Origin of the sequence: Arachnia propionica (assembly GCF_003859805.1) — a bacterium.
Lineage (GTDB): Bacteria > Actinomycetota > Actinomycetes > Propionibacteriales > Propionibacteriaceae > Arachnia > Arachnia propionica_C.
This window is the reverse complement of sequence record NZ_RQZG01000007.1, coordinates 18,289-32,136: the sequence shown is the minus strand read 5'-3', so window position 1 is coordinate 32,136 and position 13,848 is coordinate 18,289. Positions and strand designations below refer to the sequence as shown.

General features: G+C 69.4%; 13 protein-coding genes and 1 pseudogene. 10 read left to right on the top strand and 4 right to left on the bottom strand.

What is annotated here, in order from left to right; genetic code table 11:
• Nucleotide 1: 1 nt before the first annotated feature.
• From EII34_RS07345 to EII34_RS07320, 6 genes are all read left to right on the top strand, one after another.
• Nucleotides 2–2,785, top strand: coding sequence for a cation-translocating P-type ATPase (locus tag EII34_RS07345; protein WP_124844456.1), 2,784 nt, complete (start codon nucleotides 2–4; stop codon nucleotides 2,783–2,785).
• Between the two features lie 65 nt (nucleotides 2,786–2,850).
• The gene (locus EII34_RS07340; protein WP_124844454.1) at nucleotides 2,851–3,927 is read left to right on the top strand and encodes an alkene reductase; all 1,077 of its coding nucleotides are present in this window, start codon (nucleotides 2,851–2,853) and stop codon (nucleotides 3,925–3,927) included.
• 160 nt (nucleotides 3,928–4,087) lie between these two features.
• Nucleotides 4,088–4,957, top strand: coding sequence for a hypothetical protein (locus tag EII34_RS07335; RefSeq protein WP_124844452.1), 870 nt, complete (start codon nucleotides 4,088–4,090; stop codon nucleotides 4,955–4,957).
• Nucleotides 4,958–5,087: 130 nt separating this feature from the next.
• On the top strand, nucleotides 5,088–5,960 hold the full coding sequence (locus tag EII34_RS07330) for an SDR family oxidoreductase (protein ID WP_221620228.1): 873 nt from the start codon (nucleotides 5,088–5,090) through the stop codon (nucleotides 5,958–5,960).
• Between the two features lie 163 nt (nucleotides 5,961–6,123).
• On the top strand, nucleotides 6,124–6,819 hold the full coding sequence (locus EII34_RS07325; protein ID WP_124844448.1) for an alpha/beta fold hydrolase: 696 nt from the start codon (nucleotides 6,124–6,126) through the stop codon (nucleotides 6,817–6,819).
• A gap of 12 nt (nucleotides 6,820–6,831) precedes the next feature.
• Nucleotides 6,832–7,596: a nucleoside phosphorylase gene (locus EII34_RS07320; protein WP_124844446.1), complete on the top strand. Its 765-nt coding sequence runs from the start codon at nucleotides 6,832–6,834 to the stop codon at nucleotides 7,594–7,596.
• Nucleotides 7,597–7,763: 167 nt separating this feature from the next.
• Here EII34_RS07320 and EII34_RS16500 read toward each other — a convergent pair.
• Nucleotides 7,764–7,829, bottom strand: a pseudogene (locus EII34_RS16500) (hypothetical protein); the annotation flags it as partial.
• A 163-nt stretch (nucleotides 7,830–7,992) separates the two neighbouring features.
• Nucleotides 7,993–8,511: a DinB family protein gene (locus EII34_RS07310; protein WP_124844444.1), complete on the bottom strand. Its 519-nt coding sequence runs from the start codon at nucleotides 8,509–8,511 to the stop codon at nucleotides 7,993–7,995.
• Nucleotides 8,512–8,528: 17 nt separating this feature from the next.
• Between EII34_RS07310 and EII34_RS07305 the strand changes: the two genes are divergently transcribed.
• From EII34_RS07305 to EII34_RS07290, 4 genes are all read left to right on the top strand, one after another.
• On the top strand, nucleotides 8,529–9,302 hold the full coding sequence (locus EII34_RS07305; RefSeq protein WP_124844442.1) for an alpha/beta fold hydrolase: 774 nt from the start codon (nucleotides 8,529–8,531) through the stop codon (nucleotides 9,300–9,302).
• A 455-nt stretch (nucleotides 9,303–9,757) separates the two neighbouring features.
• Nucleotides 9,758–9,991, top strand: coding sequence for an AbrB/MazE/SpoVT family DNA-binding domain-containing protein (locus EII34_RS07300; protein ID WP_124844440.1), 234 nt, complete (start codon nucleotides 9,758–9,760; stop codon nucleotides 9,989–9,991).
• The gene (locus tag EII34_RS07295; RefSeq protein WP_124844438.1) at nucleotides 9,988–10,902 is read left to right on the top strand and encodes an ABC transporter ATP-binding protein; all 915 of its coding nucleotides are present in this window, start codon (nucleotides 9,988–9,990) and stop codon (nucleotides 10,900–10,902) included. Before EII34_RS07300 ends, EII34_RS07295 begins: the two co-directional genes overlap by 4 nt.
• 1 nt (nucleotide 10,903) lies before the next feature.
• Nucleotides 10,904–11,650, top strand: coding sequence for an ABC transporter permease (locus EII34_RS07290; RefSeq protein WP_124844436.1), 747 nt, complete (start codon nucleotides 10,904–10,906; stop codon nucleotides 11,648–11,650).
• Here the strand turns inward: EII34_RS07290 and EII34_RS07285 are convergent.
• Complete coding sequence (locus EII34_RS07285; protein ID WP_124844434.1) at nucleotides 11,638–13,023, bottom strand: TIGR01777 family oxidoreductase; 1,386 nt, start codon at nucleotides 13,021–13,023, stop codon at nucleotides 11,638–11,640. The two genes, EII34_RS07290 and EII34_RS07285, sit on opposite strands and share 13 nt — an antisense overlap.
• Before the next feature lie 3 nt (nucleotides 13,024–13,026).
• On the bottom strand, nucleotides 13,027–13,845 hold the full coding sequence (locus EII34_RS07280; protein WP_221620227.1) for a class I SAM-dependent methyltransferase: 819 nt from the start codon (nucleotides 13,843–13,845) through the stop codon (nucleotides 13,027–13,029).
• Nucleotides 13,846–13,848: the final 3 nt, after the last annotated feature.

Genomic DNA, 13,848 nt, shown 5'->3' with positions numbered 1-13,848 from the left:
CATGACTCGTGAAGCGTTCTTGTCCGGCCCCCCGTTCCTCACCGATGCGACGACGGTGGCCGCCGCGCTCGACGTCGACCCGGGCCGAGGGCTCAGCGCCACCGAGGCCGCCGCCAGGCTGGCCGCCGACGGTCCCAACGAACTGCGCTCCAGGCCACCCGTTCCCCTGTGGCGCAAGGTGCTGGCCCAGTTCCAGGAACCGCTGGTCTACCTGTTGCTGGTGGCGATGGCGATCTCCCTGGTCGCGTGGTTCCTGGAAGGAGCCCACGGCGCCCCCGTCGACGTCCTGGTGATCGGGGCCATCGTCGTGCTCAACGCCGTCATCGGACTCGTCCAGGAGGGGCGGGCCGAGAACGCCGTCGCGGCCCTGGCACGCATGACCGCCGCGACCTCCACGGTGCTGCGTGACGGTGGGCAGAAGGTCATCCCGTCCAGCGAACTGGTGGTGGGGGATGTGCTGCTGCTCGCCGAGGGCGACGCCGTCGGGGCCGATGCGCGGCTGGTCTCGGCGACGGCGTTGAAGATCCAGGAGTCCTCCCTGACCGGGGAGTCCGAGCCGGTGGTCAAGGACGCCACGACGCTGGAGCAGCAGGTCGGGGTCGGGGACCGCAGCAACATGGTCTTCAAGGGCACCGCCGTCGTCCACGGTGTCGGGCGGGCCGTGGTCACCGCCACCGGCATGGACACCCAGATGGGCACCATCGCGGACCTGCTGGACAACACGGAGGATGATCCCTCCCCGTTGGAGAAGGAGGTGGCCTCCCTCACCCGGATGCTCGGGTTGATCGTGCTGGGCATCGCCGCCGTGGTGATGCTGGTGCTGTTCGCCATCAACCGGCCCGGCTCGGTGTCCGAGGCCGTCGAGATCCTGCTGGTCGGGGTGTCGCTGGCCGTCGCCGCGGTGCCCGAGGGGCTGCCCGCCATCCTGTCGATGGTGCTGGCCATCGGGGTGCAGAAGCTCGCGGCACGTCGAGCCGTGATGAAGGACCTCCACTCGGTCGAGACCCTCGGGGCGGCCTCGGTGATCTGTTCGGACAAGACCGGCACCCTCACCCGCAACGAGATGACGATCCGCAGCGTCGTCACCGCCTCCGGCGAGGTGGAGCTCACGGGCACCGGCTACGACCCCGACGGCACTGTCGTGGGTGATCCCGATCCAAAGACCCTGCACGAGGCACTGCTGACCCTGGCCGGTGGGGCCGTGGCGAACAACGCCGGCCTGGCCCGCGACGGCGACCAGTGGGTCATCACGGGCGATCCCACCGAGGCCGCCTTCCTCGTCGCCCAGCACAAGCTCGACGGGCTCGCCGAGAGAGTGGGGGCGGCCGAGCGTCAGGCCGAGGTGCCGTTCAGCTCCGAACGCAAGCTGATGTCGGTGCTCGCCACCCATCCGGAACTGGAGGGGGCGAGACTCGTCACCAAGGGCGCCCCCGACGTGCTGCTGGAGCGTTGCGTGTCGCGGCGGGTCGGCGAGACGGTTGTCCCCCTCGACGACGCTGCCCGCGCCGAGGTGCTCCACGGCGTCGAGAGGCTGAGCGCTGAGGGGTACCGCACCCTCGGGGTGGCGTACCGGAGGGCGGAGGAGAGTGCCGACCAGATCGGGGAGCACGCCGAGACCGACCTGGTCTTCGCCGGTTTCGTCGGCATCATCGATCCGCCCCGGGACGAGGCGCGTGACGCCGTCGCAGCCGCGAGGCGGGCCGGGATCCGCGTGGTGATGATCACCGGTGACCATCCCGTCACGGCGGCTCGGATCGCTGCCGACCTCGGGATCGTGGCGGCAGGGGACCGGGCACTGACCGGGGCCCAGCTGGACCAGCTCGACGACGAGGGCTTCGCCCGCGCCGTCGCCGAGACCTCCGTGTTCGCCCGGGTCGCGCCCGAGCACAAGATCCGCATCGTCGACGCGCTGCAGGCTCGAGGGGCCGTGGTGGCGATGACCGGCGACGGTGTCAACGACGCCCCGGCGCTCAAGTCCGCCGACATCGGGGTGGCGATGGGCATCACCGGAACGGAGGTGACGAAGGAGGCCGGGACGATGATCCTGGGCGATGACAACTTCGCCACCATCGTCTCCGCGGTGCGTCAGGGACGTGGGATCTTCGACAACATCAAGAAGTTCATGCGGTACCTGCTCAGCTCCAACATGGGGGAGGTCATCACGGTCTTCTTCGGGATCGTGCTGGCCGGTGTGATCGGGCTGTCGGAGGCTGGTGAGGCCGGGGCGCTGGCCGTGCCGTTGCTGGCCGCGCAGATCCTGTGGATCAACCTGGTCACCGATTCCGGACCGGCCCTGGCGATGGGGGTGGATCCCGAGGACGGTGATGTCATGGCGCGCCCACCGCGTCGCCCTGAGGATCGTCTTGTCGACAAGGCGATGTGGCGTCGGATCCTCTTCATCGGGGCCGTGATGGGGATCGTGACCCTGCTCGCCCTGGATCTCTGCCTGCCCGGCGGGCTCATCCCCGGAGGAACCGAGTCCTTGGACACGGCACGCACGGTGGCCTTCACCACGCTGGTGTTCGCGCAGCTGTTCAACGCCTTCAACGCCCGTTCCGAGGATGGCTCGGCCTTCCATCGGATGTTCAGCAACCGGTGGCTGTGGTGCTCCATCGTCTTCGGCGTGTTGTCGCAGATCGCGGTGGTGAACGTGCCGTTCCTCCAGGTCGCCTTCGGGACGACGGCACTGGATGTCGGGCAGTGGATGCTCTGCGTCGCGCTCGGTTCGGTGGTGCTGTGGGCCGAGGAGATCGCGAAGCTGGTCCGTCGCAGTGTCCCAGGGTGACCTCACCCCCGGTGGGGTTGCTTGTCGGGAGGGGGTAGCATCTGTGCGGACTCGAGGAGGCGTCAATGACCTGTACTGTGCTCACCCCAACCCGACTGGGGGCTGTTGAACTGTCCAACCGGCTCGTGATGGCCCCGTTGACCCGGCTTCGCTGTGGTGAACAGGGAATTCCCGATGACGTGGTGGTGGAGTACTACCGCCAACGGGCCTCGACCGGCATGATCGTCACCGAGGGGACCTGGCCGGTGCCTGAGGGACGCAGTTGGATCGGGCAACCCGGGATCGCCACCGAGGAACAGGCCGCGGGATGGGCGCGGGTCGCCGAGGCCGTCCATGCGGCCGGTGGCCGGATCGCGATGCAGGTCATGCACGGTGGGCGACTGTCGCACCCTGAGATCACCGGGAGCGGGCGGGTGGTCTCGGCCAGTGCGACGACGGGGCCGGATCCTGCCCGGACCCCTGACGGGAAGGTCGTGGCCCCGACGGCGCATGCGCTGACCGAGGACGAGATCCAGCAGGTGATCCAGGGTTTCGTCGATGGTGCACGACGGGCGATCGAGGCAGGGATGGACGCCGTCGAGCTCCACGGGGCCAACGGATACCTGATCCACCAGTTCCTGGCCCCGTCCACGAACCTCCGGGATGACGGGTGGGGTGGCAGCCCGGCCCGACGTGCCCGTTTCGCCATCGAGGTGACACGCGCCGTTGCCCGGGCGATCGGTGCGGATCGCACCGGGATCCGGTTGTCCCCGGAGAACAGCATCCAGGGGATCGACGAGACGGATGCGGAGGCCGTGCGTGAGACCTACGCCACGTGGGCGGCCGCCGTCGCCCCGTTGGGGTTGGCCTTCGTGGACGTGCTGCACCACGACCCGGCGAGTTTCCTGGTGCAGGAGATCCGACGGATCAGTGGGGCGCCGTTGATGGTCAACACGGGATTCGACGCGCCCAGCACCCGGGAGGTCCTGGAGGGGTTCCTGGAGCGGGAGTCGGCGGATGCGGTGGCCGTGGGTCGGCCGCTCATCGCGAACCCGGATCTGTTGCGTCGGTGGCGGGAGGGTCTTCCCGAGAACGAGGCGGATGCGAGCACGTTCTACGAGGGTGGTGAACGCGGCTACACCGACTACCCGTTCGCGGGGTGACGTGCTCTAGGCGGTCTCGGTCATGGGGCGAGGTCAACGTGGGATCAAGGCCCGGGTCGGTCAAAAGGACCCGAAAAAACCATTGAAGCGTCAATTAGATTGGCGTAGGTTCAGAGGCGGGAACAGCGACGTGCTGTACCGACCTTGAAGGAGTCACACCATGAAGTCTCGCAGGTTTGTCCTCACCGCAGCGGTTGGCCTTGCACTGGCCCCGATGCTCCCGGCCTCGGTCGCCGAGGCGAGGCGTCGTCGCCGCCCGAAGCCGACGCCGAAGCCGCAGCCGACCCCGACGCCCACACCGTCGGCCGCTTCCTACCCGGTGGACGGGGGTCTCAGGCTTCACTTCGTGCCGGCTGCCGATGCGGCGTCGTACCACCGCGAGCTGAACACCTGGCTGCGGGTCTTCAAGCTGCGGGAGCAGCAGTACCAGGCGCAGGTGAACGCCTTGAAGTACCGGCAGTACTACGAGAGCGCTGAGCCCTTCCAGGCGGCGATCGACCGGCACCACGCGCCGCGCAACATCGCGTTGCTCCGTTACCTGCTCGCGGTGCTGGCGGCCGAGGGGAACGCGGAGGCCCGCTCGCTGGACCTGGTGCAGGTCGGTGTCGACGCGGCGGTGACCCGGCGTGCCCAGCCCCTCATCCAGGCCGGGCTGGCCGATGCCAGGGCCAAGGCGGGAACGTACTCCGACGAGCGTGAACAGCGGGCGCGCCAGGTGCGCCTCACGCTGTTCACCGACGCGGACCGGTACGTCGCGGAGTGGCTTCAGGCCAGCCGTGCCGGAACCCCGCACACCGACCACGCCCCGTACGTCCCCTTCTTCCTCGGTGGCGACTACGAGTCCGCGGTCTACGCCGCGCTCCGTCCCGACGCTGAGGACAAGCCGGTGAAGTACTACTGGGAGGGCAACGGGACCGATCCCGTCGACGTGGCCAAGGCGATCGAGCTGTCGAAGCAGAACAAGGCCTACTTCGACGGTCTGGCCAGCCTCGACGACAACCCCCTGGCAGGCACCACCTACGCGGCCTGACCCACCATGACGGTTCGGGGCCGGTCAGTTCGACCGGCCCCGAACCGTCATGTCCTGAGCCCGCAGGGAGCCGTGGTCGTCCAGGCCAGGTCAGGATTCCTCGAAACCCTTGACCGGTAGGATGATCGCCATGTCCGACCAACTTCCACTGACGGGCAGGACTGCTCTGGTCACCGGGGTCTCGCGGCGTCGCGGGATCGGATTCGCGGTGGCGACGAAACTGGCCTCGCTCGGGGCGAGCATGTTCATCCACCACCACCGACCCCATGACGAGCGGCTGCCGTGGGGCGCTGACGACCTGGATGAGGTGCGCTCCGGGGTCGAGGCGGCGCTCGTCGACGGTGCGGTGATGGGTGATGTGGGGGCGGACCTGAGCGATGCGACGGCCGTACCGGCCCTGATGGATGCCGCCTTCGCCCTCACCGGAACCCTTGACGTCGTCGTGTGCAATCACGCGCGCAGCGGTGGTGACGGCAGCATCGTCGACATGACGCCGGAGCGCCTCGATGCCTTCTGGGACACCAACACGCGCTCGACGATCCTGCTCACCGCTGAGTTCGCGCGTCGTCGGTCCGGTCTCGGCGGAGGCGAATCCTCACGACCGGGTGATGCCGTGCCGTTCCAAGGGCCATTCGACGAGCCGCGGGGACGGGTGTTCTGGATGACCTCCGGACAGATCAATGGGCCGATGCGCGGCGAGGTCGCCTATGCCACGAGCAAGGCGGCACTCGCCGGTGTCACCAGGACCGTCGCGGCTGAACTCATGCGACTCGGCATCATCCTCAACACCATCAACCCCGGACCGGTCAACACCGGCTATCTCGACGCGGACACCACGGACCGCTCCCTCGAGGGCCTCGACGAGTGGCTCGCGACGCTGCCCTTCGGGCGCCTCGGTACCCCCGCTGACCCGGCCGAACTGATCGGTTGGCTGTCCTCACCGAGCGGGGCCTGGGTGGTGGGACAGGTTCTCAGCAGCGACGGCGGTTTCGACCTGATCTGACCCCGTCGGTTCGCCTGTCCTGATGTCGGTTTGCCTGTCTTGTTTCGAATTGCCTGTCTAATAAGACAGGCAATTCGAAACAAGACAGGCATTTCCCAGCCAAGGCAGGCGAACCGGTCCCAAGGCAGGCGAACCGGCGAGGAGGGGCCGGTATCGTGGGGGCATGCGACCCCTCGTCGTGCTGGTGCACGGTTCCCTCTCCAACGCAGCGGAGTGGAGCGGATACACCGAGTTGTTGCCCGGGTGTGACGTCGTCGCCGTCGACCTGCCCGGGCACGGGGGACGGGTGGACGAGGTGTTCACCACCCGAGGCGCGATCCGGGCGATCGAACGGGCGGTGGCGCAGCGGGGCGGTGGGCAGCCGGTGGTGCTGGTCGGGCACAGCCTCGGCGGTTACATGGCCTCGCTCCACGCGGCCCGGAACCCCGGGATGCTGGCCGGGCTGGTGCTCATCGGGGCCACCGGGGACCCCCACAGCCCGCTGGCCGCGGTCTACCGGGGCTATGCCTGGCTGGTGGACCACGTCAACCACGAGAGGTTGGCCCGGGTCCGCGACGCCGTCGCCCGCCGCCTCGGCGTGCCCGCGGAACACGTCCCCGACGCCGCGTCCTATGCCGTCCTGCCCGCCGCCTGGCAGGCCGTCATCGACGACTGCCCACCCAGACTGATGAGCCGGGTCGACTGCCCGGTGCTCATCGTCAACGGGCAGTTCGACCAGATGCGCATCAGCGAGAGGCGTTACCGGGAACTGGCGCCCGAGGCGCGCGTTGTGACGGTGCCGAGAGCCACCCACCTGGCCCCCCTGACCCACCCGGATCAGGTGGCGCACCTGATCCAGGATTTCGTCAGGACCCTGTGAGAGCATGGCACCATGCTGCAGCGAGGTGACTTCCCCGTCCTTGACTTCGATGACGACCCGGATGACCTCGTCCTCGGCAACCCGCCGCGTGATCCGGTCCCGGGCCTGTTTCCCGAGCGTGCGGTGATCGCCTTCCTCGGTGAGACCGTCGACGAGTTCGCCTCCCGCCGGGGTGCCCCCGTCATCCACACCGAGGTCACCATCAACGGCACCCATCCCTACTGGCGGATCGACACCGGGAGCGGTCCCGTCGTCCTGGTCCGCGCGCACCTCGGGGCCCCGATGGCGGTGCTCCTGGCCGATCCGCTGTTCCGGTGCGGGGTGAAGGAGGCCGTCGCGGTCGGTTCCTGCGGTGCGTTGCATCACTTCGAGGAGGGGGAGTGGCTGGTCCCGGCCCGGGCGCTGCGGGACGAGGGCACCAGTCATCGCTACCTGCCGCCGTCGCGCTGGGTGGAACTCGACCCCGAACTGACCGCCCGCTGCGTGGCGGTCATCCGGGAGCGTGACCTGGCGGTGGCGACGGTGGACGTGTGGACCACCGACGCCATCCTCCGTGAGACCCGGGCCATGGTCCAGGCCCGCCGGGCCGAGGGCTGCAGCGTGGTGGACATGGAGTGCGCAGCGCTCGCCGCCAGCGCCAGGATGCACAAGGTGAGGTTCGGGCAGATCCTGTTCAGCGCCGACTCCCTGGCAGGCGACGAACACGACCCCCGCGGCTGGGGCCGCAGCTCCCATGAGCTGGCCCTCGAGCTTGCCCTCGAGGCAGTGGCCCGCTGAGGCCGTGGTCCCAGGCGGGCAAGGGGGGCGAACAGCGCCTCCAGCAGGGTCGGTGGTTGCTCATCCTTGTGAAACAGGATGTGGCCAAAGAGGTGGAGCACGGGAAACTCGAGCAGCCCGTGTCCCAGCAGGAGCAGCAGGTTGAGAGTGCGACCCGTCCGGCCACTGGCGTCGTGGAACGGGTGGATCGCCTCGAACCGGTGGTGGGCGGCCCTGGATGAGGGAGCGGACATCGATGGCGGTGCCGGTGGTCACGGGGTGGGAGCCAAGCGACCGGAGACCATCGTGGAGAGCCTCTCGGCGTCGCAGTGCTTCCTTGGCCTGTGGTGAGGCGCCCAGTGAGTCGTGACCACGCCAGGAGAACGTGTCGATCGGATCGACACGTTCCAGACGAGTTCACTCCCCGGTGACCCCGTCGATGGCCTCACGCAGCAGATCGGCGTGACCGCAGTGGCGGGCGTACTCCTCGATCATGTGGGTCAGCACCCACCGGGCCGAGACGCGGTCGTCGCCACGCGGCACCGTCGTGCCCAGGTCGTTGGTCGCCCTGAACCCCGCCCAGGCGACCCTGGAGCGCACGACGCTGTCCTGCCACAGGGTGCGAAGCTGCTCCCCGGACTGATCGGCGGCACTCGTCCAGTCCCAGTCAGGGTCGTCCCGCCAGTCCAGCGTTCCCCAGGGCCTGGACGTCTCCTGACGTGAGAGCACCGCGATGAACCAGTACGACTCGACGAAGGCCAGGTGTTTCAGCAGACCACCCAGGGTCATGGCCGAGCAGGTCGATCGGGTGTGCAGCTCCTCGTCGCTGAGCCCGGACGTCTTCATCGCGATGGTGGCGCGCAGGAAGTCAAGGAAGCCGAGCAGAGTGGTCTCCTCGCTCGCATTCGTGGGCGGTTCGGGGCGGTCGTCAGCCATGGAAGTACTGTAGAGGCATGAGCAACGACGCACTCCATGTCCATGAGCACGGTTCTCCCGAGGCGCCGCCGCTGGTCCTCCTGCACGGCATCACCGACGACGGGTCCAACTGGCCCGACGCCGTCGAGCGGTGGTCCGGTGCCTGGCACGTGTTCGGGGTCGATCAGCGCGGCCACGGGTTCTCGCCCCGGTTCTCGCCGGACCAGATGAGCCGCATGTCCGACGTGCTCGTCGCCGATCTCATCGGGCTGCTGGAAGGCCTGCCCGGGCCGGTGGCCGCCGTCGGCCACTCGCTCGGCGGGCGGGTCGCGGCGCTGGCTGCGGTGCGACGCCCGGAGCTGTTCAGCTGCCTGGTGCTGGAGGACCCCGCCGTCGTGGACCGGGTGATCCTCACGCCCGGCCCGAACACTGAATGGTTGGAGGGGGTCACGGCGGTCTCCGAGCACCCTGAGACGGAGCTGGCCCGGATGCGTGAGGAGACGCCGTGGTCGGAGACGGAGCTCACGGCCTGGGCCGCCTCCAAGCCCCGGGTGGACCGCTGGATGCTGCGTCGCGGCACCATCGACAGTCTGGACGTGGCCGAGGTGTTCAACGCGTTGCGGGTGCCGACCCTGGTGCTCTGGGATGCCGACGGGGACCTCCGCTGCGACCCCGGGATCCTGGACAACGACCTGGTCCGTTTCGAGTACCTCGACCAGGTGGGCCACTGCATCCGACGTGATGACCCGGAGCTGTTCCACGGCCTGGTCGACCCGTGGCTGGACGCTCACCGTCCAGGAGCACGGACCTGAGCCTGCCGCGTCCCCGGTCGCAGATGCGGTCGAGGTCCGCCTCGGCCCGCTGCGTTTGTGCCGCCCTGCCGAAGCCGTCGCGCATGGGTCCGGGAATCCGCGGACAACGGGACGGGGGCGTGGCGGTCACGTCCGGCTGTACGACCTCGACCACCCCTTCTGGAGGATGCGCGGTCCTTCCTCCCTGATCGGAGCCCGGACCGTCACGCCGAGGCATCGTCAACTCCGTCATCACGGGTATCGCCGCCTTGACAGGCTCACGGGTCACCGTCGCAGCGTGCATGACCGTCGTCATGGAGCCGCTCCTCGTCATCTGGGACAACTGCATCAGATGCAATCGCTGCAACACGTACCGGGTCGCCATCGACCAACTCCGATCGGAGGAGGTGGATCCTGTTGCAAAGAGGTAGGAAAAGTATTACTCTACTTACAAAGCGCAACGAGTAGGAGTTGTCATGGAGGACCACGCCGGCCTGCCACCCGTCGAGGGACGCTTCGCCGCAACACTCACCATCGGCCCCAAGGGGCAGATCGTCATCCCGAAAGGAGCCCGCGACCTCCTCGGTTTCGCGCCCGGCGACCAGGTGCTGCTGCTGGCCGACCGCACCCGTGGCATCGCGATCCTCCCGGCCGCAGCCCTGGCCGACATGATGGCGGCCGTCGAGCAACCACCGCAGGTGCAGCCATGAGTGCCGTCACCTGCCGCGACGTCCACCGTCGTTTCAAGGACGTCACCGCCCTCGACGGCGTGAGCCTGGAGATCGAACCCCGCCAGATCTTCGGCCTGCTCGGCCCCAACGGCTCGGGCAAGACCACACTGCTCAACCAGCTGCAGGGCCTCGACCACCCGACCTCAGGAACCGTGGAGGTGCTCGGCCTCGATCCCGTCCGGCAGCGTGACCAGCTCGCCACCCGGATGGGAAGCCAGCTCCAGGAATCGACGACCATTCCGCGGCTCACCGTCGCCGAGGTCCTGACCACCTTCGCCTCCTTCTACGACCACACCCGGGACATCGACGACCTCCTGGCCGAACTGGGGCTCACCTCGAAGGCGGGCTCCCGCATCGAGAGGCTCTCCGGTGGGCAGCGGCAGCGGGTCTTCATCGCACTCGCCCTGCTGCACGACCCCGAGCTGCTGTTCCTCGACGAGCTCACCTCCGCCGTCGACCCGCAGGCCCGGCTCGCCATCTGGGACGTGCTGCGGGGCCTGCGCGACCAGGGCCGCACCATCGTCATCACCACCCACTCGATGGCCGAGGCGGCCGCCCTGTGCGACCGCATCGCCATCATCGACGCCGGGCGCATCATCGCTGAGGGCACCCTGGCCGAACTCATCGGGCGTCACACGAACGGCACGGTGCTGCGGCTGGAGACCGAGACCCCGCCCACCCCCGAGCTGCTCCAGGACATCGACCAGGTGACCTCCGTCACCCTCGACGGTGGGGTGCTCGTCGTCACGGGGAGTGGCCAGTTCACCCCCGTGGTGATGGCGCGACTCGCCGCAGCAGGCATCGAGGTGACCGCCATGGGCCTCACGGAGCCAACCCTGGAGGATGTGTTCCTGACACTCACCGGCCGCGCCATGCGGGAAGGAGAATGACATGCGGACCTATCGGGTGCTGGTTGGCGCACTGGCGAAGTCGCAGCTGCGCGAACCCGTCGCACTGTTCTTCACCCTCGTCCTCTCACCCATGCTGCTGCTGGGGCTGGGCGCGATCTTCGGCAACGACCCGCAGCCCCAGTTCGGGATGAGTGGCTTCGTGGACCAGATGCTGCCCGGGCTGACCGTCATCGGCGTCGTCGTGGTCGGCATCATGCTGGTCCCGACGAATCAACTGATCCTGCGCACCAGCGGAGCGCTCAACCGGTTCCGGATCACCCCGCTCAGGTCCCGCACCTACGTGGCCGCGGACCTCACCGTCCAGTTCTGCCTCGGTCTGATCGGGGCCCTGCTCACCCTGCTGACCGGCATCCTCGTCTTCCGGGTCCCGTGGCCGACCAACCCTCTCCTCGTCATCGCGGCCCTGGTGCTGGGTGCCGTCGCGATGCTGGCCATCGGGTACACCCTGGCCGCGCTCTACCCGTCGGTCGCGGCGGCCACCGGGATCGGCAACGGAGTGATGATCCTGCTCATGATGACCTCCGGGGCGTTCATCCCCACCGCCGTGATGCCCGACGGCGTGCAGGCCGTGATGCGGTTCTCCCCGGTCCACCACATCGCCCAGCTGGTGGCGGCCAGTTGGCAGGGCGTGGCCTGGCCGTGGGTCTCCGTCGGGGTCCTGCTCGGGTGCACCGCGCTGTTCGGCGCGATCGGTACCCGGTGGTTCCGGTGGGATCAGGCCCGCTGAGTGAACCCGGTGGTCTCGGCGAGGGCCTGCGCCAGGCTCGGCTGGTCGAAGTCGAAACCGATCCCTGCCAGGCGGGCCGGCACCACCTGCTGATCCGCGAAGGCCAGCTCCTCGGCCCCTGAACGTCCCAGCAGCATCCGCGGGCCGAACCGGGGCACCGGCAGCCAGGCGGGGCGTCGGCACAGCCGGGCCAGCGTCGCGGCGTACTCCCACTGCGTGACGGGCTCCGGGGCGGCTGCGTTGACGGGACCACTGAGGGCCGGGTCCAGGGCTGCACGCACGTAAACACGGGCCACGTCGTCGAGTGAGATCCACGGCAGGTGCGCCCGGGGGTCACCCAACACACCCCCCATCCCTGCCAGGAACAGCGGCAGCTGCAACGGCAGGGTGCCGCCCAGGGTGGTCAGCACCACACCGGAACGCACACAGACCCGTCGCACCCCGGCCTCCTCGACGCGTGCCGCCTCCCGCTCCCAGGCCCGGCACACCTCCGCGAGGAAACCGGTTCCGGTGGGGGAGTCCTCGGTCAGTTCCTCGCCCGGGCGTTGCGCCCCGTAGATCCCCATCGCCGAGGCACACACGAATGCGTGGGGCCGGTCCTGCTCCGGCAGCGCACGGATGACATCGGCCAGCAGACGCGTCGACTCCACCCGCGACCGCCGGATCAGCTGCCTGCCCCTCTCGTCATGGCGTCGCCCGATGGTGGCCCCACCCAGGTGCACCACGACATCCGCCCAGGCCACCTCGGTGGGGGACAGCTCGCCCCGGTCCGGGTCCCAGCGCACCTCACCGTGAGCGGGGTCGCGACGCACCAGGCGACGGACCTCGTGCCCGAGGGTGCCGAACAGCGCGACGACCTGCGTCCCGACCAGCCCTGATGCACTGGCGAGCAGCACGCGGAGCCGTCGCGGGAACCGACGGGTGAGGTCAGCGGCATGGTCCAGCTCACGACGCAACCGCCGGGCCCGGGCCTCGAAGATGGCAGGCAACCGACAGGCGACCAGGCGGGGTGGCACCCCGAGGGGGGCCTCCCACCTGACATGGTCGACGACCCGGCAGTCAGCGGCCCCACGAAACAGGTGGGTGTGCTCCCAGGAGCGGAAGGGCCCGCGCACCATGCGGTCGACGAAGGACGACGGTTCGGGTCCGGTCCCGAGCCGGGTGTCGACGCGCACCCACCCCATGCCACCGGTCCAGGGAAGTGCGGTGCGCAGCCGCACGAGCGCCCCGGCGGCCAACGGCGGGGTGGCCTCAGCGAGCACCCGCATCGCCCACGGTGGGCTGACCCGGGTCAGGGCACCGGGCCGGGCATGCCAGTCGAACACCTCCCGGGCCGGGTGGGGCAGCGTCGTCGTCGCCTCGAAGGTCTCCATGCCTCAGTCAAGCACACGACGCGCCACGGCCATGACGTGCGGGCTGTACTCGGCCACCGTGTCGGCTCGCGGGGAGCCCTCGAGCAGCTCCTCCACCCGTTCCGCCAGTGCCACGGCGGTGCCGACCAGCTCGTCGTCCGCGTCGAGGAGCTCCAGCGCCCCGGCCTGCGGTCCCTCCAGGCCGTGCACGCTCTCCACCACGCACCCGGCCTGCGCCACCTCGTCGCGCAGCTCGGCGACGGTGTGGAAGTGACCGCCCGGGAAACCACCGTCGGTGCTCGCCCACTCCCCGGTGCGGGCCAGGTCCCACACCGGATCGGACAGCTGGTCGTACCCGACGGCGGCGGCATCCGTCGCAATGGCCGCCAACCGCGTGATCCCCTGGGCGAACAGCAGCCCACCCGGACGCAGCACCCGGGCCGCCTCGGCCAGGGCCTGCACCCGATCCTCACGACGGATCAGGTGGTAGAGCGGGCCGAACAGCAGCACGGCATCGACACTGGCAGGGCCGAGGGGCAGCCGACGCGCATCACCCACCAGCGCCTCGAAGGTGCCGACCTCAGCGGCCCTCGCCACCTGCGACGGCACCGGGTCGAGCAGGGTGACGTGGTGTCCGTCGGCGGCCAGCCACCGGCTGTGCACCCCCGTCGCACCCCCGACGTCCAGGATGCGCGAGGCAGGGTGCAGCCGGGCACGCAGCAGCCGCTGCACCCGGATGAACTCGACGACACCACTGGCGTGACTGCCCTGGATGCGGTCGTCCTCGTCGTCACCCGAGTAGAAGGCGACCAGTGCGTGGTCCAGGTCCTCCTGCTCGACCACCGG